Source organism: Pseudomonas sp. NPDC089407 (assembly GCF_044900445.1).
Taxonomy (GTDB): Bacteria; Pseudomonadota; Gammaproteobacteria; order Pseudomonadales; family Pseudomonadaceae; genus Aquipseudomonas.
The window spans coordinates 23,627-46,212 of record NZ_JBJDNB010000004.1 but is presented as its reverse complement, the minus strand read 5'-3'; the positions used below and the strand labels follow the sequence as shown (position 1 = coordinate 46,212).

Annotated in this window: 2 protein-coding genes (1 of these 2 cut by a window edge); both read right to left on the bottom strand. The window is 67.0% G+C overall.

Annotated features, from left to right (window positions below):
• A protein-coding gene (locus ACI2KG_RS04595; RefSeq protein WP_404660975.1) for an amino acid adenylation domain-containing protein crosses the window boundary here: on the bottom strand, window positions 1–48 show its start. 11,370 nt of this gene lie to the left of the window's left edge; the window shows 48 of its 11,418 coding nt (coding positions 1–48); it begins with the start codon at window positions 46–48; its stop codon lies beyond the left edge, outside the window.
• The gene (locus ACI2KG_RS04590) at window positions 45–22,586 is read right to left on the bottom strand and encodes a non-ribosomal peptide synthase/polyketide synthase (protein WP_404660974.1); all 22,542 of its coding nucleotides are present in this window, start codon (window positions 22,584–22,586) and stop codon (window positions 45–47) included. The genes ACI2KG_RS04595 and ACI2KG_RS04590 overlap by 4 nt, the downstream gene beginning before the upstream one ends.

The window sequence follows — 22,586 nt, the reverse complement described above, 5'->3', positions numbered from 1 at the left end:
TTGCACATTGTGCGCGGTCAGTGTTGCCAGTAATTGGTTGATGCTCACAGGACGATCTCCATTCTGTCTGTGATGGCTGCATAGCCGGCCAGGGTCGGTTGGTCGAAAAGGGCACGCACGTCGGCTTCCAGGCCTTGCTCGCGCAGCCGTGAGGTCAGGGTTACGGCCAGCAATGAATGGCCGCCCAGTTCGAAGAAGTTGTCGTGGCGCCCTACCCGCTCCACGCCCAGCAGTTCGCACCACAAGGCGGCCAGCAGGGTTTCGGTGTCGCCTTCGGGGGCTTCGTAGGGGCGATCCTCGATTGCGCCGGGTGCTGGCAGTGCCTTGCGATCGAGCTTGCCGTTGGGGCTCAGAGGCAGCGCATCGAGGTGCATGAACTGCGCCGGCACCATGAATTCCGGCAGGTGGGCAAGCAGCGCTGCTCGCAGGGTGTCCACGGTTTGAAGTTCGCCGGTGTAATAGGCGATCAGGCGTTGGTCCTTGGCCAGCACCACCGCTTCCTTGATGCCGGCAATGGCGGTGAGGCCAGCCTGGATTTCACCCAGTTCGACGCGCAGGCCGCGCAGCTTGACCTGGTCGTCGTTGCGGCCGAGGTATTCGATGTTGCCGTCGGCCAGATGGCGGGCCAGGTCGCCGGTGCGGTACAGGCGTGCGCCGGTGGCGAACGGGTCGTCGATAAAGCGCTCGGCGGTGAGCTCGGCGCGGTTGAGGTAGCCACGGGCGACCTGGACGCCGCCGATGTACAGCTCGCCGGCGACGCCTTGCGGGACGGGCTGGCGTTGCTCGTCGAGGATGTACAGGGTGGTGTTGGCGATGGGTTTGCCGATGGGGGTGTTGTCGGGGGCGGTGGTGCAGTGCCAGGCGCTGACGTCGACGGCGGCTTCGGTGGGGCCGTAGAGGTTGTGCAACTCGACTGTTGGCAGTTGAGCGTGGAAGCGCCGCACCAAACTACCCGGCAGCGCCTCGCCCGAGCAGATTACGCGCACCAGTTGTAGGAGCGGCCTTGCGTCGCGATCGGCCTGCGCAGCAGGCCCGGCGATTTCAGCGTTAAGGTCTAGATCCTGGGGCCGCTGTGCGGCCCTTTCGCGACACAAGGCCGCTCCTACAGGGGGCGCGTCTGCTGCGGATGACAGAAACACATCCAGCATCGAAGGGACGAAATGCAGGGTGGTTACGTTTTCCTGCGCGATCACTTCGCGCAGGTATTCCGGGTCGCGGTGCCCGCCAGGGCGGGCCATGACCAGCCGTGCGCCAGTCTGCAACGGCCAGAGGAATTCCCATACCGACACGTCAAAGCTGAACGGGGTTTTCTGCAGCACTACGTCGTCGGCATTCAGCCCATAAGCGTCCTGCATCCACAACAGCCGGTTGACCACCCCGGCATGCTCGTTCATCACGCCTTTCGGCAAACCGGTCGAGCCCGAGGTGTAGATCACGTATGCCAGGTGACGCGGGGTCAACGCGCCAATGACCGGATTGCTGACAGGCAAATCACCCCAGACCGACTGGTCTAGATCAATGATATGGCCGGCTTCCGGGATATGCCGGGTCGCCCCGTGCACCAGCACCGCCACCGGCGCGCTGTCACTCAACATGTGCCGCACACGCTCTGCCGGGTAATCCGGGTCGACCGGCACATAGGCGCCACCTGCCTTGAGAATGGCCAGCAGGCTCACCACCATCGACAGGCTACGTTCGACGCAGATCGCGACCCGATCATCCGGTTTAACGCCCAGCCCGATCAAGTGATGCGCCAGGCGGTTGGCCTGCTCGTTGAGCTGCCGATAAGTCAGCTCGCCCTCTTCAGCCCGCACTGCCACGGCATCCGGCGTGCGCACTACTTGCGCCTCGATCATGCCGTGCAGGGTCTGTTCAAGGTTGTATTCAACCGCTGTGTCGTTGAAGCCCACCAGCACACGCTGGCGTTCCTCGGCCTGCAACACCGGCAACTGTTGTACTGCCAGCTCGGGTTCGTGCTCAAGCGCTTCGGCCATGGCCTGCAGCACCTGGTGCATCTGCCCGCAGATGCGCGCCGCGCCCACCTCGGCCAGTGTCATCGCCACCAGCCGGAAGCCCTGGCCGGTGTCGTCCACGTTCAGGCCGAGTGGATAGTTGCTGCGCTCCTGGCTTTCCTGCGTGTCGATACCCGCCGTCGCCTGCTTCTGGCTGGCCGTGGCCTGGCTGCTGTGGCGGTAGTTGAGCATTGCGCTGAACAATGGCTGCGGTGCGGCCACGCCGCTGCAGCGCTGGGCCAGGGCCAGTGAGGCGTGCTCGTGGGCGAGCAACGCGCTGAGGCGTTGATGGGTGGCATGGGCACCGTCGCGCAGGCTGACACCGGCAAGGTCGATGCGCAGTGGCAAAGTGTTGATGAACATGCCCAGCGCCCGTTCGGCGCCTTCGCCACCTTGTAGGCGGCCCAGCAGTACTGTGCCGAACACCACCTGCGGTTGGCCGCTGGCGGCACCCAGCAAGCGTGCCCAGGCCAGGTGGAACAGGCTGGCGACGCTGATGCCCAGTTGGCGGGCCTGCAGGCGCAGGCGGTGTGCCAGGGCTTCATCCAGCCACAACTGCGCTTCTTCGATGTCGCGGCCATCGCCTTGCACATCGCTGAGGCGGAACGGCAAGGTCGGCTCGTCGATATCCGCCAACTGCTCACGGAAGAACGCCTCGTGCTCGGCCTGGCTGATGCCCAGGCGCGCCTGGGCCACGTAGTTGCGGTAGGGCACCGGGGCGTGGGTGGGCTCGGTGTTGCCCTGCAGGTAGCCGATCAGTTCCTCGGCGACCACTTCCATGGCGGTGTGGTCGAGGACGATGTGGTGGAACTGCAGGGTGGCCTCAATCAGGCCGTCGGCATCCGTGTAGAGCAGGCGGAGCAGCGGGGCCTGGTTCAGGTTGAGGGCGGTGGTGGGTTCTTCGCGGGTGCGCCCGCTCCCACAGGTTACCGTGGCAAGCGGGGGGACTTTGCGCAGGACGACCTGGACGGGTTGCGGCAGGCCTTCCCAGAGGATGGCGGTGCGCAGCACGTCGTGGCGGGCGATGACTTTGTCCAGTGCGGCAGCAAAGTTTGCCAGGTGCTCGCGGCTGGCGAAGGCGAAGCGCGATTGCAGCACGTAAGGGTCGTGCCCGACCGCACTCAGGTGGTGATAGAGAATGCCCTCCTGCAACGGCGCCAGCGGGTAGATGTCCTGCACGTTGGCAGCGCCGCCCGGCACCTGGGCGACGATGCGCTCGATGGCGGCCTGCTCCAGCGCCACCAATGGCAGCATGGCCGGGGTGACCTGGCTGCAGCTGGCGGGGATCAGGTTGTCGGGCACCTGCACCTCGCGCACCTGGCCCAGGGTGGCGGCCAGGGCGGCGATGCTCGGTTGGCCGAACAGGGTTCGCACATCCACTTGCAACCCTTGCCGGCGCAAGCGTGCAGTCAGGTTGACCGCCAGCAGGGAATGCCCGCCCAGTTCGAAGAAGTTGTCGTGACGGCCCACGCGTTCAACCTGCAGCATTTCGGCCCAAACCGCCGCCAGCGCGGTTTCGACTGCACCTTGCGGTGCCACGTAAGCCTGCCTGGCGCGCAATGCCGGGTCCGGGTCTGGCAAGGCCTTGCGGTCGAGCTTGCCATGCCGGGTCAGCGGCACTGCATCCAGCCGGGTAAAGGCCAGCGGCACCAGATGCCCCGGCAGGCTTGCTTGCAGGGCCTGGCGCAATGCCTCCGGCGCCACCGGCGCGGTGGCGGTAAACCACGCCAACAGGCGCTCACCTCGTACCAGCACCACGGCATCGGCAATGCCCGGTTGGGCGGCAAGCACGTTTTCGATCTCGCCCAGTTCCACCCGCACGCCGCGGATCTTCACCTGGTCATCGTTGCGGCCCAGGTAATCCAGGGTGCCATCGGCATTCCAGCGCACCAGGTCGCCACTGCGGTACATCCGCGCGTGGCGCTCGGTGCTGAACGGGTCGGCCAGGAAGCGCTCTGCGCTCAGGGCGTCGCGGTTCAGGTAACCGCGGGCAACCCCGGCGCCGCCGATGTACAACTCACCTGTCACGCCCACCGGCACCGGTTGGTGCTGCTCGTCGAGCACATAGACGCGGGTGTTGGCGATCGGTTTGCCGATGTGCAACCGGCCGCCAGGGTTCAGCCGCCCGGCGCTGGCCACCACCGTGGTTTCGGTCGGGCCATAATTGTTGACCACGTTGAAGCCTGGGTCGTGTTCGAACTGGCGCAGGCGGTCGCCGCCGACCAGCAGCGTGCGCAGGGTCGGGTGCTGGCGTTCGCGGCGCAAGGCCTGCTCGGCGACCGGGGTTGGCAGGAAGCTGACCGCCAGCGGTTGCTCCAGCCACCAGTCCAGCAACTCGTCGACGTGTTCACCGGCAACCTGCAGCGGCGGCAAGTGCAGTACCGCCCCTGCGCACAGCGCCGGCCAGACTTCCCAGGCCACCGCGTCGAAGCCGAACCCGGCCACGCTGCTGGTGTGGCTGCCGGCGCCCAGGGCGAAAGCCTCGCAGTGCCAGTGCACCAGGTTGGCCAGGGTCGCATGCTCGACCATCACCCCCTTGGGCTGGCCGGTCGAGCCGGAGGTGTAGATCACGTAGGCCAGTTGCTGGTGATCCAGCCCCACCACCTGCGGGTTGCCCTCGGCCGCGCCTTGCCAGGCATCGCGGTCCAGCGTCACACAGTCTGCATCGCCAACCAGCGCCTGCGTGGCCGACTCGACCAGTACCAGCGTCGGCGCGCTGTCGGCCAACAGGAAGGCGATACGTTCAGCGGGGTAAGCGGGGTCGACGGGGACATAGGCGGCACCGGCCTTGAGCACTGCCAACAGGCCGATCTGGCGCTCGAGGCTGCGCGGCAGGCACAGGGCAACGCGGTCGCCAACCCGTACGCCACGCTCGATCAGGTAGTGTGCCAGGCGATTGGCACTGCGGTTCAGTTCGCCATAGCTCAGCACCCGGCCATCCTGCACCAGGGCTGCGGCCTGCGGTGTGCGGGCGGCCTGGGCTTCGACCAGGGCATGCACGGTGTGCCCGGTCAGGTAGTCGCGGCGGGTAGCATTGAAGCCTTCCAGCAATTGCTGGCGTGCGGCTGGGTCGAGGATCGGAAGCGTGTTCACCGCCACCTCTGGCGCTTGCGCCAGTGCCTGTACCAGTTCCTGGAGCGCCTGGTTCATCCAGTGCGCCACCCGCTCGGCACCCACGCCTTGCTGGGCCAGTACGCTCAAGGCAAAACCTTCGCCCAGGTCGTCGACGCTGAGGGTCAGTGGATAGTTGCTGCGCTCCTCCCCACCCAGCAGGCGCACGCCTTGCGCCCCGCTATCGGTACCTGTGGCGCTGCTGTGGCGGTAGTTGAACAAGGCGCTGAACAGTGGCGACGATGCCGCCACGCCGCTGCAGCGCTGGGCCAGGGCCAGCGACGCATGCTCGTGTGCCAGCAGCGCCGACAGCCGTTGGTGGGTCAGGCGTACCGCCTGCTGCACGGGCGTGGCCAGGTCGATGCGCAGTGGCAAGGTGTTGATGAACACGCCCAGCGCCCGGTCAGCCCCCTCACCGCCTTGCAGGCGGCCCATCAGCACCGTGCCGAACACCACGTCAGTGCGGTTGGCCAGCACGCCCAGTACCCGCGCCCAGGCCAGGTGCGCCAGGCTCGCGGCGCTGACGCCCAATTGCCGGGCCTGCTCGCGCAGGCTGCGGGCCAGCGTGGCGTCTAGGTTCAGGCGGGCTTCCTCGATGGCATGCCCTTCGCCTTGCACGTCGGCCAGGCCGAACGGCAGGGTCGGTTCGTCCAGGTCGCCGAGCATCTCGCGGAAGAACGCTTCATGGCCGGCATCGTCAGCCGCCAGGCGCGCCTGGGCCACGTAGGTGCGGTAGGGCACCGGGGCTGGCAGTTGCTCGCCCTGCCCCGCCATCAGCGCCTGCATTTCAGCGGCAATCACCTCCATGGCGGTATGGTCCAGGGCCAGGTGGTGGAACTGCAGGATCGCCACCACCCGCTGGTTGGCCGGGTCGGCGGCATGCAGCAGGCGCAGCAACGGCGCGCAGGCCAGGTCCAGGCGCTGGTGGCGGGCGTCGTAGCGCGCCTGCAACGCATCGATCACGGCCTGGTCGCCGAGCCCTTCGACCGATGTGACAACCATTTGCGCCTTGCGCCAGACCACTTGCACCGCTTGCTCCAGGCCCTCGCTGACCACGGCGGTGCGCAAGATGTCGTGGCGGTCGATGACCTGCTGCAGGGCACCGGCCCAGCGCTGCAAGTCGGCCAGGCTGTCGAATGCCAGGCGCGATTGCAGCAGGTACGGGTCGCCCTGCTCGGCGCTCAAATGGTGATAGAGGATGCCCTCCTGCAATGGCGCCAGGGGGTAGATTTCCTGCACGTTGGCCGCGCCGCCCGGCACGCTGGCAACGATGTGATCGATGCTGCTCTGGTCCAGTTCGATCAGGCTGAGCATGGCCGGGGTGATGACCTTGGCATCTGCCGGCACCCGGTTGGCCGGCACCTGCACCTCGCGGCCAGTGCCGACTGCCGCGGCCAGCGCAGCCAGGGTTGGCTGGGCGAACAGCACGCGCACGTCGGCACTGAGGCCGGCCTTGCGCATGCGCTCGACCAGGGTCACCGCCAGCAGCGAATGGCCGCCCAGCTCGAAGAAGTGATCGTGGCGGCCGACCTGATCGACCTTGAGCACATCCGCCCAGATCGCAGCCAGGGCGGTCTCCACGTCACCTTGCGGCGCCGCGAAGGCGCGGCTGACCACGGCGTCGCTGCCCGGTTGCGGCAGCGCACGGCGGTCGAGCTTGCCGTTGGCGGTCAATGGCAGTTCGGCCAGGCACACGTAGGCGGCCGGCAGCATGTAGTCCGGCAACTGGCCTTGTAGCTGGGTGTGCAACTCGGCTGGAGTCGGTGCCGCCGTGTGTACGGTGAAATAGGCCACCAGACGCTTGTCACCCGGGCTGTCTTCACGCAATACGACTGCAGTGTCACGAACGCCCGCACACTGCCCCAGGCATACCTCGATTTCCCCCAGTTCGATGCGGAAGCCGCGCAGCTTGACCTGCTGGTCGGCACGCCCCAGGTAGCGCAGCGTGCCGTCGGCCTGCCAGCTGGCCAGGTCGCCGCTGCGGTACATGCGGGCACCCGGTTGGCGGCTGAACGGGTCGTCGATGAAGCGCTCGGCGGTGAGTACCGGCTGGCCAAGGTAACCCAGGGCCACGCCATCGCCGCCGATGTACAACTCACCCACGGCGCCTACTGGCAGCGGCTGCCGGCGGGCATCGAGCACATAGCAACGGCCGTTGCCGATGGGCTTGCCAATCGGGATGCTGCCCTCGCCGGCAGTGGTAATTGCATGGGTGGTGCTGAAGGTGGTGGCTTCGGTCGGGCCGTAGCCATTGAGCAAGTGCTGCGGCGCGCCATCGCGCAGTACCCGGGCGATCACCGCCGGGTCCAGCACGTCGCCGCCCACCATCAGGTAGCGCAGTTTGGCGAAGGCTGGCAGCAAGGTTTGAGCAAACTGGTGGAACAGCCCTGCTGTCAGCCACAGCACGCTGACGTCCTGCGCCAGCAGCACATCGCGCAATGCCTCGCGAGACAGCACCTGTTGCTGGTCGATAACCACCACGCAAGCGCCGTTGAGCAAAGGCGCCCAGACCTCCAGGGTACTGGCGTCGAACGCCGGGTTCGAGGCGAAGGCGAAGCGGTCCTCGCGGCTGAAATTGGCAAAACCGTTGTTGATCACCAGGCGCACGATCGCCCGGTGCGGCACTTGCACGCCTTTCGGGGCGCCGGTGGAGCCCGAGGTGTACATGATGTAGGCCGCGCTTTCGGCGTTTACCGACAGGTCCGGCGCGTGTGTTGGGTAAGCGGCCAGGTCGCAGCCGTCCAGCTCGACCCGCAGGGCCTGACCAGGCTGCGCTTCGCTGGCGAGCGTCAGCAGCACCTGGGCCTGGCTGTCGTTGACCATGAACGCCTGGCGTTCGACAGGCGCATTGCTGTCCAGCGGCACGAACACCGCGGCGCATTTGCTGACGGCCAATTGCGCAGCCAGCAGTTCGAAGCTGCGCGGCAGCAGCAAGGCAACGCGATCACCGGGCTTGACGCCCAGGCCCAGCAGGTGGTGGGCCAGGCGGTTGGCGTGCTGCTCCAGTTGCAGGAAGGTCCACTCACGCGCCCCGTGTACCACGGCGACAGCCTGCGGGGTGAGCGCGGCATGGGCACCGAACAGCCGGTGCAGCGCCTGGTCCCGCGGGTAATCGCGGCGGCTGGCGTTGAAGCCTTGCAGCACCAGTTCGCGCTCGCTCGGCGCCAGTTGGCTAAGGGCATGCAACGGCGTGGACGGCGCACGTTGCAGGGCATCGGCCAGTTGATCCAGGGCTGTAGCAAGCAGGCGGCACACCTGCCCACCGTCGACTTGTGCCAACGCCTGAACGGTCAGGACAAAGCCATCACCCAGGTCGTCGACATTGACTACCAGTGGGTAGTTGCTGCGTTCGTGGGCCGCCACCTGCTCGATGCCCTGCCAGGCCTGGTGCAGTTCGGCCTTGGCCGGTGCGCTGTGGCGGTAGTTGAGCAGGCTGGTGAACAGCGCCTGGGTCGCCGGCACGCCACTGCAACGCTGGGCCAGGGCCAGCGAGGCTTGTTCGTGGGCCAGCAGGCGCGCCAGGCGCTGGTGGGTCAGGCGCACGCCATCGGCGGCCGCCGCCGCGCTGACGCTGACGCGCAATGGCAAGGTATTGATGAACATCCCCAGCGCCCGTTCGGCACCCTCGCCGCCCTGCAGGCGACCGAGCAGCACGGTACCGAACACCACCTCCTCGCGCCCGGACAGCTGGGCCAGCACCTGCGCCCAGGCCTGGTGCACCAGGCTGGCGACACTCACGCCCAGTTGCCGCGCCTGCTCGCGCAGGCGGCCAGACAGCTCGGCATCCAGGACCTGGCGGCTGTCGTAGACCTCGCTGGCATCGCCTTGTGCATCGTGCAGCCCGAACACGACAGTCGGTTCGTCGATGTCTCCCAGCAGCTCGCGGAACAGGGCTTCGTCGGCCTGGGTATCGGCGCCCAAACGGGCCTGGGCCACGTAATTGCGGTAAGGCACGCTGGCCTCGTGTAGCGGTTGGCCTTGCAGCACGGCAGTGATTTCGGCCACCAGCTGCTCGACAGCGGCGTGGTCGAGGATGATGTGGTGGATCAGCAACGTGGCTTGCAGGCCATGGTCGGTTTGCGCAGGAAGCAGGCGGATCAGCGGGGCCTGGTTCAGGTTGATTGCGCCGTGGGGCTGTTCGCCATGCAAGGCGGCGCCAATAGATGGCGTGGTGCGCCAGACCACTTGCACCGGCTCGTCGAGGGTTTGCCAATGGATGCTGGAGCGCAGGATGTCGTGGCGCGCTATGACCTGGTCGAGCGCGGCGGCAAAGGCGTCGAGCTCGGCCTGGCCGGGGAAGGCAAAGCGCGCCTGCAACACGTACGGGTCGGCGCCCTCGCTGGCCAGGTGGTGGTAGAGGATGCCCTGTTGCAGCGGCGCCAGGCCGTAGATGTCCTGGATATTCGCCGTACCACCCGGGACCTGCGCTACCACGGTGTCGATGGCGGCCTGTGAAAGGTCGGCCAGCGGCAGCATGGCCGGGGTGATGTGTGTAGTACCTGGCGCTATGACGTTGGCCGGTACCACGACCCGGGTTTCACCGCCCAGCGCAGCGGCCAGCGCGGCCAGGGTCGGCTGGCCGAACAGCACCCGGATATCGGCATGCAGGCCGTGTTCACGCAGGCGTGCGGTGAGGGTGACCGCCAGCAGCGAGTGGCCACCGAGTTCGAAGAAGTTGTCGTGGCGCCCTACTCGCTCCACGCCCAGCAGGTCGGCCCAGAGGGTGGCGAGCAGGTGTTCGGTTTCGCCTTGCGGGGCCTCGAATGGGCGGTCCTGCAGTACGCCGGGTTCTGGCAGCGCCTTGCGGTCGAGCTTGCCGTTGGGGCTCAGTGGCAGCGCATCGAGGTGCATGAACTGCGCCGGCACCATGAATGCCGGCAGGTGGGCAAGCAATGCTGTGCGCAAGGCTTCCACCGCTTGTGGCTCGCCGGTGTAGTAGGCGATCAGGCGTTGGTCCTTCGCCAGCACCACCGCTTCCTTGATGCCGGCAATGGCGGTGAGGCCAGCCTGGATCTCGCCGAGTTCGACGCGCAGACCGCGCAGCTTGACCTGGTCGTCGTTGCGGCCGAGGTATTCGATGTTGCCGTCGGCCAGGTGGCGGGCCAGGTCGCCGGTGCGGTACAGCCTTGCGCCGGGTACGAACGGGTCGTCGATAAAGCGCTCGGCGGTGAGTTCGGCGCGGTTGAGGTAGCCGCGGGCGACCTGGACGCCGCCGATGTACAGCTCGCCGGCGACGCCTTGCGGGACGGGTTGGCGTTGCTCGTCGAGGATGTACAGGGTGGTGTTGGCGATGGGTTTGCCGATCGGGGTGTTGTCGGGGGCGGTGTTGCAGTGCCAGGCGCTGACATCGACGGCGGCTTCGGTGGGGCCGTAGAGGTTGTGCAACTCGACTGCCGGAAGCTGCTGGTGGAAACGTCGTACCAGATTCCCCGGCAAAGCCTCACCCGAGCAGATCACGCGGACCAGTTGTAGGAGCGGCCTTGCGTCGCGATCGGCCTGCGCAGCAGGCCCGGCGATTTCAGCGTTAACTTCTAGATCCTGGGGCCGCTGCGCGGCCCTTTTGCGACACAAGGCCGCTCCTACAGGGGGCGCGTCTGCTGCGAATGACAGGAACACATCCAGCATCGAGGGGACGAAATGCAGGGTGGTGACGTTTTCTCGCAGGATCACTTCGCGCAGGTATTCGGGGTCGCGGTGCCCGCCAGGGCGGGCCATGACCAACCTTGCGCCAGTCTGTAACGGCCAGAGGAATTCCCACACCGACACGTCAAAGCTGAACGGGGTCTTCTGCAGCACCACGTCGTCAGCATTCAGCCCGTAGGCGTCCTGCATCCATAGCAGCCGGTTGACCACCCCGGCATGCTCGTTCATCACGCCTTTCGGCAGGCCGGTAGAGCCCGAGGTATAGATCACGTAGGCCAAGTGACGCGGGGTCAACGCCCCAATGACCGGATTACCTGAAGGCAAGTCACCCCACACCGGCAAATCCAGATCAATCAGCAGTCCGGCCTCCGGCACATGCCGGGTCGCCCCGTGCACCAGCACCGCCACCGGCGCGCTGTCACTCAACATGTGCCGCACACGCTCGGCCGGGTAATCCGGATCGACCGGCACATAGGCGCCACCTGCCTTGAGAATGGCCAGCAAGCCCACCACCATCGACAGCCCACGTTCCACGCAGATTGCCACTCGATCATCCGGTTTAACCCCAAGCCCGATCAAGTGATGCGCCAAACGGTTGGCCTGTTCGTTGAGCTGGCAGTAAGTCAGCTCACCTTCCTCGGCTCGCACCGCCACAGCATCCGGCGTGCGCACTACTTGCGCCTCGATCATGCCGTGCAGGGTCTGCTCAAGGTTGTAGTCAGCGGCTGTGTCGTTGAAGTCGACCAGCACTCGCTGGCGCTCCTCAGCCTGCAGCACCGGCAACTGTTGTACCGGCAGCTGCGGTTGATGCTGCAGGGCCTCGACCATGGCCTGCAGCACCTGGTGCATCTGCCCGCAAATACGTGCGGCACCGATTTCGGCCGAGGTCATGGCGACCAGGCGGAAGCCTTCTCCCAGGTCATCCACGTTCAGGCTTAACGGGTAGTTGGTACGTTCCTGCCCTTCCAGTACTTCGATGCCCTCCCAGCCCTGGCGCTGTGCGGCAGCCGGCTCGGCGCCATGGCGGTAGTTGAGCATGGCGCTGAACAGCGGCAACGGCGCGGCAACGCCGCTGCAACGCTGGGCGAGGGCCAGTGAGGCGTGCTCGTGGGCCAGCAGTGCGCTCAGCCGCTGGTGCACGGCCTGGGCCGCGCTGTGCAGGTCGGCATCGGCCAGATCGACGCGCAGGGGCAGGGTATTGATGAACATGCCCAGCGCCCGCTCGGCACCCTCGCCGCCCTGCAGGCGGCCCAGCAACACGGTACCGAACACCACGCTTTGCCGGCCGCTGGCCGCCGCCAGCACGCGCGCCCAGGCCAGGTGGAACAGGCTGGCGACACTGATGCCCAGCTGGCGGGCCTGTTGACGCAGGCCGGCGGCGAGTTCAGGCGAGACGGCTAATTTGGCTTCCTGCATGTCGCGGCCGTCGCCTTGCACGTCACTGAGGCCGAACGGCAGGGTGGGTTCGTCGATATCGGCCAGTTGCGCGCGGAAGAACGCCTCGTGTGCGGCCTGGCTGATGCCCAGGCGGGCCTGGGCCACGTAGTTGCGGTATGGCACGGGGGCATGGGTTGGGGCCGGGGCGCCTTGCAGGTAAGCGCTCAGCTCTTCGCCGACCACTTCCAGGGCGGTGTGGTCGAGGACGATGTGGTGGAACTGTAAGGTGGCTTCGATCGGGCCGTCGGTGTCGGTGTAGAGCAGGCGGATCAAGGGTGCCTGGCACAGGTTGAGGGCGGTGGTGGGTTCTTCGCGGGTGAACCCGCTCCTACAAGGGTCCGTGGCAAGCGCAGGGACTACGCGCAGGACGACCTGGACGGGTTGCGGCAGGCCTTCCCAGAGGATGGCAGTGCGCAGCACGTCGTGGCGGGCGATGACCTTGTCCAGCGCAGCGGCGAAGGCTTGCAGGCGCTCGCGGCTGGCGAAGCGCAGCCTGGAGAACAACACGTAAGGGTCGTGCTCGGCGCTCAGGTGGTGATAGAGGATGCCCTCCTGCAGCGGCGCCAGCGGGTAGATGTCCTGAACGTTGGCGGCACCGCCCGGTACCTGAGCGACGATGCGTTCGATGGCAGGCGGGTCCAGCTCGATCAGGCTGAGCAGCGCTGGGGTGATATGCGTGCAACCTGGCGCAATGCGGTTCTCGGGTACCTCCACCTGCTGGTCAGCGCCGAGGGTGGCGGCCAGCGCGGCAATGGTCGGCTGGCCGAACAGGGTGCGTACATCGACCTGCAGGCCCTCCAGGCGCAGGCGCGCGGTGAGGCTGACGGCCAGCAAGGAATGGCCACCGAGTTCGAAGAAGTTGTCGTGTCGACCGATCTGCTCGACACTCAGCAACTCGCTCCACAGCCGGGCCAACAAGGTTTCGATGGCGCCTGCCGGTGCTTCGTAGGGCCGCCCGTGTAGGGCCGCGTCGGCTGCTGGCAAGGCTTTGCGGTCGAGTTTGCCGTTCGGGGTGAGTGGCAACTGGTCCAGGTGGATGTACAGGGCTGGCACCATGTATTCCGGCAGCTGGGCCAGCAATGCCTGGCGCAGGCTCTCTGCAGGCTGCGAGGTGCCGGTGTAATAGGCAACCAGGCGTGCGTCATCGACCGCGAGCACGACGGCGTCGCGCACACCCGCGACATGGCCCAGGCAGGCTTCGATTTCGCCCGGTTCGATACGCAGGCCACGCAGCTTGATCTGCTGGTCGGTACGGCCAAGGAACATCAGGTTGCCGTGCGGGTCCAGGCGCACCAGGTCACCGCTGCGGTACAGGCGGTCACCGCTCACAAAGGGGCTGGCAATGAAGCGTTCGGCCTGCTGCTCAGGCAGACCCAGGTAGCCACGCGTCACGCCCGCGCCGCCGATGTGCAACTGCCCGGCTACGCCCCACGGTACCAACTGGTCGTCACCGTCCAGCACGTAGAGCCGGGTGTTGTCGATGGCCTGGCCGATGGGCAATGCGCCTTGCGGCAGTGCGGCACCCGGCTGCAACGTCCATACGCTGCAATCCACCGTGGTCTCGGTGGGGCCGTAGACGTTGTGCAGGCGTACCTGCGGCAAGCGCTGGCGCACCTGGGCCGCCAGGGCTGAGCTCAGCTCGCCACCGCCGCAGACAATATCGGTGAGGCTGTTGCAGTGGCTGCTCTCGGGTTGTTCGATGAACTGCTGGAGCAAGGCTGGAACGAACTGCACCACCTCCACCTGCTGTGCCTGGATCAGCTGCGCCAGGTAGGCCGGGTCACGCTGGCCGTCTGGCCGTGCCAGCACCAGGCGCAAACCGCTGCACAGGGGCCAGAACAGCTCCCAGACCGAGGCATCGAAACTGACCGGGGTCTTGTGCAGCACACCACCTGCGCCCGCTGCCTGGCACAGGCGCTGGCTCCAGTGCACCAGGTTGACCACGTTGCGGTGCTCGACCATCACGCCCTTGGGCACGCCGGTAGAACCTGAGGTGTAGATCACATAGGCCAGGTGCTGTGCGCCGAGCCCGGCGATACGCGGGTTGCTGATCGGTTGCTGCTGCCAGCATGGCTGGTCCAGGTCAATCACTGGCAGTTGCGTGGCCCCCACTACCTCACGGGTGGCACCGTGCACCAGCACGGCCAGCGGTGCGCTGTCGGCCAGCATGTGGCGGATGCGCTCGGCCGGGTAGCCCGGGTCGACCGGCACATAGGCCGCGCCGGCCTTGAGGATGGCCAGCAGGCCGAGCACCATGTTCAACCCACGTTCGACGCAGATCGCTACCCGGTCATCGGGTTTGACGCCAAGGGTAATCAAGTGGTGCGCCAGGCGGTTGGCCTGTTCGTCAAGCTGGCGATAGCTCAGCTCACCGTTTTCGGCCACCAGCGCGATGGCATCGGGCGACCGGCGTACCTGCGCCTCGAACAGGCTGTGAAGTGGCTGCTCAAGGTCATGGGGCTGCGGCGCTTGCTGGGTCAGCAGCTGTTGGCGCTCCAGCGGGGTCAGTACCGAGAGTTGCTGCAATGGCAAACCGGGCTGATGCTCCAGCGCGTCCAGCAGGCCGATCAGCACCTGCTGCAATTGCTCGCAGATGCGCTGGGCACCCACTTGCGCGGTGACCTGCGCGCTAATGCACAGCCCGTCGCCCAGGTCATCGACGTTGACGCTGATCGGGTAATTGCCATGCCCGCGTGCCGGCAACACTTCGATCCCTTCCAGGGCTTGCTCACGCGCCTGCTGCTCGCTGGCGGTGGCGCCGTGGCGATAGTTGAGCATGGCGCTGAACAGCGGCGCCGGCGCGGCCACGCCACTGCAACGCTGGGCCAATGCCAGCGACGCGTGCTCATGCACCAGCAGCGCAGCCAGCCGCTGATGGGCTTGGCGCACCCCTTCGCGTACGTCCAGCCCGTGCAGGTCCAGGCGCAGGGGCAAGGTGTTGATGAACATGCCCAGGCCACGGTCGGCGCCAGCCCCGCCTTGCAGGCGACCCAGCAGGACCGTGCCGAAGACCACACTGGACTTGCCGCTGGTGGCGGCGACCAATCGCGCCCAGGCCAGGTGCAGCAGGCTTGCGGCGCTCACGCCCAGTTGCTGGGCCTGGCCACGCAGGCGCTGGTATTGGCGGGTGTGCAGGGTCACGCTGGCCAGCTCGAACTGGCTGGCATCCAGTTGCAGGTCGGCGAGGCCATAGGGCAAGGTCGCTTCGTCGATATCGGCGAGCTGTGCACGGAAGAACGCTTCGTGTTCGACTTCGCTGATGGCCAGGCGGGCCTGGGCCACGTAGTTGCGGTAAGGAACTGGCGCTTGTGGCGGTTGCAGGCCTTGCAGGTGGTCGCGGATTTCGCCCAGCACCGCTTTCATGGCGGTGTGGTCGAGGATGATGTGGTGGAATTGCAGGGTGGCTTGGATGGGGCCGTCGGCGTCGGTGTAGTGCAGGCGGATTAGCGGGGCACTGCTCAGGTCGAGATCGGTGGTGGATTCTGCGCGGGCGCGCCCGCTCCCACAGGGGACTTGGCGCAGGACTACCTGGACGGGTTGCGGCAGGCCGTCCCAGAGGATGGCGGTACGCAGCACGTCGTGGCGGGCGATGACCTTGTCCAGGGCGCCGGCAAAGGCGTGCAGGCGTGCCTGGCTGTCGAAGACGATGGGCCATTGCAGCAAGTAAGGGTCTTCCCCGGCCGCGCTCAGGTGGTGGTAGAGAATGCCTTCCTGCAGCGGTGCCAGCGGGTAGATATCCTGCACGTTGGCAGCGCCGCCGGGCACCGTTGCGACAATGCGCTCGATTACCGCCTGGTTCAGTGCCAGCAGCGGCAGCATGTCGGCGGTGATGTGTGTGCAACCGGCCGGAATACGGTTTTCCGGCACGCTCAGTTGCCGGCCTTGGCCCATGGCGGCAGCCAGCGAGGCTACCGTCGGCTGGCCGAACAGTACGCGCACATCTGTCGGCAAGCCTTGTTGACGCAGGCGCTCGATCAGGCTCACTGCCAGCAGCGAGTGGCCGCCCAGCTCAAAGAAGTTGTCGTGGCGCCCTACCCGGTCCACGCCCAGTACGTCGGCCCACACCACTGCCATGGCGGCTTCGGTCTCGCCTTCAGGCGCCTCATAGCCGTGACCGACCAGGTCGGTGGTGTCCGGCTCCGGCAGCGCGCGGCGGTCCAGCTTGCCGTGGCTGGTGAGCGGCAGTGCATCCAGGCGAATAAAGGCTTGCGGCAACATGTGCGCCGGCAGGCAGGCCTGCAACGCCTGGCGCAGGCTTTCGACGGCTACCGGCGCGGTTTCGCTGAACCAGGCCAGCAGGCGCTCGCCGCGCACCAGCACCACGGCATCGCGGATGCCCGCCTGGGCAGCCAGGGCTGCCTCGATCTCACCCAGCTCCACACGCACACCGCGGACCTTCACCTGGTCGTCGTTGCGGCCCAGGTAGTCCAGTGTCCCGTCAGCGTTCCAGCGCACCAGGTCGCCACTGCGGTACATGCGTGCGCCTGGCAGGCGGCTGAACGGGTCGGCAAGGAAGCGTTGTTCGGTCAGTTCAGGGCGGTTGAAGTAGCCGCGCGCCACCTGCGCGCCGCCAATGTACAGCTCGCCGGTAACAGCGACCGGCACCGGTTGCTGGCGCTCATCCAGCACATAGACGCGGGTGTTGGCGATCGGTTTGCCGATGTGTAACGCCGCGCCCGGGTGCAGTACGCCCGAGGTGGCGACCACGGTGGTTTCGGTCGGGCCGTAGTTGTTGACCAGGGCAAAGCCCGGATCGCGGTCGAACTGGCGCAGACGGTCGCCACCCACCAGCAAGGTGCGCAGGGTCGGGTGCTGTGTTGGGCGGCGCAATGCCTGTTCGGCCACCGGCGTGGGCAGGAAGCTGACCGCCAATGGCTGTTCCAGCCACCAGTCCAGCAGTTCCTCGACATGCTCGTTACCGATGTGCGCAGGCGGCAGGTGCAGCGTGGCCCCGGCACACAAGGCCGGCCAGACCTCCCACGCCATGGCGTCGAAACCGAAGCCGGCCACGCTTGACGTGCGAGTACCCGCCTTCAAAGCAAAGGCCTGGCAATGCCAGTGCACCAGGTTGGCCAGGGTGTGGTGTTCGACCATCACCCCTTTGGGTTGGCCGGTGGAGCCGGAGGTGTACACCAGATAGGCCAGCTGGTGCGCATCCAGGCCTGGCACTTGGGGGTTATCGGCCAGGCTGTGGAAGGCGCCTGGCGAATCAAGGTCGAGCCGCGGGACATCAGCGGGCAGCCCGACGATCTGCGAATCGGCCAACACCAACCGCGGGGCGCTGTCGGCCAGCAGGTAGGCGATGCGCTCGGCCGGGTACACCGGGTCTACCGGTACATAGGCGGCGCCGGCCTTGAGCACGGCCAGCAGGCCGATGATGCGTTCGCAGCGGCGTCCGACGCACAGGGCCACGCGATCGCCGCACTGCACGCCATCGGCGATCAGGCGGTGCGCCAGCTGGTTGGCGCGGCGGTTGAGTTCGGCATAGCTGAGCGCCTGGTCGCCCTGGCTGACCGCGCTGGCGTCCGGCGTGCGGGCCGCCTGGGCTTCGAACAGGGCGTGCACGGTGTGACCTTGCGGGTAAGCCTGGGCGGTGGCGTTGAAGCTGCCGATCAGTTGCTGGTGGGCCTGTTCACCGAGGATGGGCAGGCTGTCCAGCGTAGTGGCCGGGCTATGCTCCAGTGCTTGGACCAGTTGCGCGACGGCGTTGGCCATCCATTCGGCCACCCGCGCGGCGCCAATGCCGGGCACGGTCAGCACGCTGAAGGTAAAGCCGCTGCCCAGGTCGTTGACGCTGAGGGTCAAGGGGTAGTTGCTGCGCTCTTCGCCGCCCAGCAGGCGCACACCCTCCCAGATGCCCTCGCCTTCGCGCGGCGCATCGTCGGCGCTGTGGCGGTAATTGAGCAAGGCGCTGAACAACGGTGCCGATGCAGGCACACCGCTGCAGCGCTGGGCCAGGGCCAGCGGCGCGTGCTCGTGGGCCAGCAGTGCAGACAGGCTGCGGTGTGTAGCGCGCACGGCGGCGTGCAGGTGCGCGGTGGTGTCGACCCGCAAGGGCAAGGTATTGATGAACATGCCCAGGGCGCGGTCGGCACCCTCGCCGCCTTGCAAGCGGCCCAGCAGCACGGTGCCGAACACCACGTCGCTGCGGTTGGCCAACACGCCGAGCACGCGGGCCCAGGCCAGGTGCATCAGGCTGGCGGCACTGACGCCCAGTTGCCGGGCCTGGCTGCGCAGCCGCTGTGCCAGCGGCTCGTCCAGCGCTTGCGTTGCGCTCTGGATATCACGGCCATCGCCTTGCACGTCGGCATGGCCCAGCGGCAAGGTCGGCTCATCGACATCGGCCAGCATTTCGCGGAAGAACGCCTCATGCCCGCCTTGGTCACCCAGGCAGGCCTGGGCCACATAATTGCGGTACGGCACGGCGGCCGGCAGGGTGTGACCCTGGCCGAACAACAGCGCGCGCATTTCACGGGCGACCACGTCCATGGCGGTATGGTCGAGGGTGAGGTGATGGAATAGCAGGATCGCCACCACCTGGTGGTTGGCCGGGTCGAGGCTGTAGTACAGCCGGGTCAGCGGTGCCTGGCCCAGGTCCATGCGGTGATGGCGGGCGTCGAAGCGCGCATGCAGTTGCTCGATGCGGGCAACGCCGGCCTGCTCGGGCAAATCATCGATTTCGCCCACGTACAGTTCAGCCTTGCGCCACACCACTTGCAGCGGCTGCGGCAGGCCTTGCCAAAGCACGGCAGTACGCAGGATGTCGTGGCGGTCGATCACCTGTTGCAGGGCACCGGCCCAGGCCAACAGGCGTTCGACGCTGTCGAAGGCCAGGCGGGTCTGCAGCAGGTAGGGGTCGCCGTGTTCGGCACTCAGGTGGTGGTAGAGCACCCCTTGTTGCAGCGGTGCCAGCGGGTAGATCTCCTGCACGTTGGCGGCGCCGCCTGGCACGTTGGCAACAACCTGGTCGATTACCGACCGGTCCAGCTGGACCAGGCTGAGCATGTCCGGGCTGATGTGCTCGGCACCCAGCGGCACCCGGTTGGCCGGCACTTCGACTTCCTGCCCGGCCCCCACCACGGCGGCCAGCGCTGCCAGCGTCGGCTGGGCGAACAAAACCCGCACATCGATGACCAGTTCCGCCTTGCGCAGGCGTTCGACCAGGGTCACAGCCAGCAGTGAATGGCCTCCCAGTTCGAAGAAGTTGTCGTGTCGCCCTACCCGCTCCACGCCCAACACATTGGCCCAGACCTGCGCCATGGCCGTTTCGGTGGTGCCTTGCGGTGCCTCGTACTGCTGGCCGAACAGTTCGCCAGCGCCTGGGTCCGGCAGCGCACGACGGTCCAGCTTACCGTGGCTGGTCAGTGGCAATTCGTCCAGGCGCGTGAACGCCAGTGGCAGCATGTGCGCCGGCAGGCTGGCCTGCAGCGCCTCGCGCAGGGCATACGGGTCGAGCGGCGTGGTTTCGGTGTACCAGGCCAGCAGCCGGTCGCCACGTACCAGCACCACGGCATCGTCAATGCCCGGTTGGGCAGTGAGGGCGGCTTCGATTTCACCCAGTTCTACACGTACGCCACGGATCTTCACCTGGTCATCGTTGCGGCCCAGGTAATCGAGGGTGCCGTCGCTGTTCCAGCGCACCCGGTCACCGCTGCGGTACATGCGGGCGTTGGCCTGCGCGCTGTACGGGTCGCGCAGGAAGCGCTCTTCGGTCAGCGCCGGGCGGTTGAAATAGCCGCGTGCCACTTGTGCCCCACCGATGTACAGCTCGCCGGTAACCCCGACCGGCACCGGCTGCAGGCCTTCGTCCAGCACGTAGACCCGGGTATTGGCGATCGGCCGGCCGATGTGCAGGGCGCCACCGGGGGTGATCTGCCCGGAGGTGGCCACAACCGTGGTTTCGGTCGGGCCGTAGTTGTTGACTACGGCAAAGCCTGGGTCGCGGTCGAACTGGCGCAGGCGGTCGCCGCCGACCAGCAGGGTGCGCAAGGTCGGGTGCTGGTATTCGCGACGCAGTGCCTGCTCGGCCACCGGGGTGGGCAGGAAGCTGACCGTCAGCGGCTGTTGCAGCCACCAGTCGAGCAGCTCGTCGACATGCTCGTTGCCAATGTGCGCCGGTGGCAGGTGCAAGGTGGCCCCGGCGCTCAGGCCTGGCCACACCTCCCAGGCCATGGCGTCAAAGCCGAAGCCGGCGACGCTGGAAACCTGCGCTGCGCTGTCCACGGCAAAGGCCTGGCAATGCCAGTGCACCAGGTTGGCCAAGGTGTGATGCTCGACCATCACGCCCTTGGGTTGCCCGGTGGACCCGGAGGTGTACACCAGGTAGGCCAGGTGCTGTGCACCCAGCCCGGGTAGCTGCGGGTTGCTGTCGGCGGCGGCATAGGCGTCGGGCTGGTCCAGGTCCAGCCGCGGCAACTCCGCTGGCAAACCTTCGATGCCCGTTTCGGCCAGTACCAGCGCAGGGGCGCTGTCGCTCAGCAGGTAGGCAATGCGTTCGGCCGGGTAGCCTGGGTCTATCGGTACGTAGGCGGCACCGGCCTTGAGCACGCCCAGCAAGCCGACCAGCCGCTGGCCGTTGCGCGGCAGGCACAGGGCCACCCGGTCACCCAATTGCACGCCACGCGCGAGCAACTGGTGGGCTAGCTGGTTGGCCTGGCGATTCAGCTCGCCATAGCTCAGCGCCTGGCCGCCCTGCAGCACGGCCAGCACTTCAGGTGCACGTGCGGCCTGGGCCTCGACCAGCGCATGCACCGTCTGCCCTTGCGGGTAATGGCGGGCGCTGTCGTTGAACTGCTGCAGGACTTGTTCACGCTCGGCCGGCGGCAGTACTGCCAGTGCCTGCAACGGCGTGTCGGGGGCTTGTTCCAGGGCATCGACCAGGCTGGCCAGTACCTGCTCGAACTGCCCGCACAGGCGCGGTGCATGCCATTCGGGCAGGCTCTGCACGGTCAGGCGCAGGTCGTCACCGAGGTCGTCGACGCTGACGGTAAGCGGGTAATCGGTCCGTTCCTCGGCGCCGACGATATCGATGCCGGGGGCCACGGGGATGATTTCAGCAGCGTCACCGGCATCGCTGTGGCGGTAGTTGAGCATGCTGTTGAACAGCGGCGCCGGCGCTGCCACACCGCTGCAACGCTGGGCCAGGGCCAGCGATGCCTGTTCGTGGCCGAGCAAGGCACTGAGCCGGCGATGGGTGGCCAGCAACCCGTCGCGCACACTGTGCTGGCCCAGGTCGATGCGCAGCGGCAAGGTGTTGATGAACATGCCCAGCGCCTGCTCGCCACCGTCCCCTGTGGTCATGCGCCCCAGCAGGACGCTGCCGAACACCACGGCCTGGCGCGCCGAGAGTTGCCCGATCAGCCGGGCGAAACCGAGGTGCAGCACGCTGGCGGGGCTGACCCCGAGCTGCCGGGCCTGGTGGCGCAGGCGTTGGCTGAGCGCCGGTGGGAGGGTCAGGCGGGCCTGTTGCAGGGGCTGGTCGACCTTGTCCTGTTGGCCGAAGGCCAGCGTAGGCTCATCGATATCGGCCAGCATCTCGCCGAAGAAGCGTTCGTGGGCCTGTTCGTCCAGGGCCTGGCGGGCGGCCGCCAGCACATTGCGAAACGGCATGGGTGCGGGCAGCTGTGCGCAGGTGCCGGCAAGGTGTGCGTGGATTTCGCGGCGCACGATGTCAAGCGCGGTGTGGTCCATGATCACGTGGTGGAACATCAACAGCGCAACCCACTCATCACCCTCGCCCTGCGCATGCATCAGCTGCATCAGCGGTGCCTGGCGCAGGTCGAGGCGGTAATGGCGCGGGTCGAAGCGCTGGCACAGGCCGGCCAGGGCGCTGCCGCCGGACAACGGCAAGGCTTCGCGCACCAGTGCTGCTTCGCGCCACACCACTTGTACCGGGGCATCCAGGTATTCCCAGTGCAAGGCGGTGCGCAGGATGTCGTGGCGCTGGATGACCCATTGCAGCGCTTGGGCAAAGGCCTCCAGGTGGGCCTTGCTGGCAAAGCGCAGCTGCACCTGCGACAGGTAGGGGTCGCCGTCGCTGGCGGACAGGTGGTGGTAAAGCATGCCCTGCTGCAAGGGTGCCAGCGGGTAAATGTCCTGCACGTTGGCAGCACCGCCCGGCACGCTGTCGACGATGCGGTCGATGGCTGCCTGGTCCAGCGCTACCAGGGGCAGCATGTCGGGGGTGATGCGAAAGGCCGGGCTGAGCCAGTCGTCATCCTGCGCAGCGAGCATCTCCAGCAAGGCCGGCTTGTGCCGTGACAGCGCCTCCCACAAAGGGTCGTCCAGGGTTTCTTCGTCACCGAGGACGATCAGGTCCTGGTCTTCACGCTGGAGTCGGATTGCACGGGTGGAAAGAGCAGCCATCAGTTCGCTGAAGTGCAT

What these genes read in the sequence shown, in the direction of transcription:
- ACI2KG_RS04590 (WP_404660974.1), bottom strand. Translation starts at nt 22,586, where the DNA reads ATGCACTTCAGCGAACTGATGGCTGCTCTTTCCACCCGTGCAATCCGA.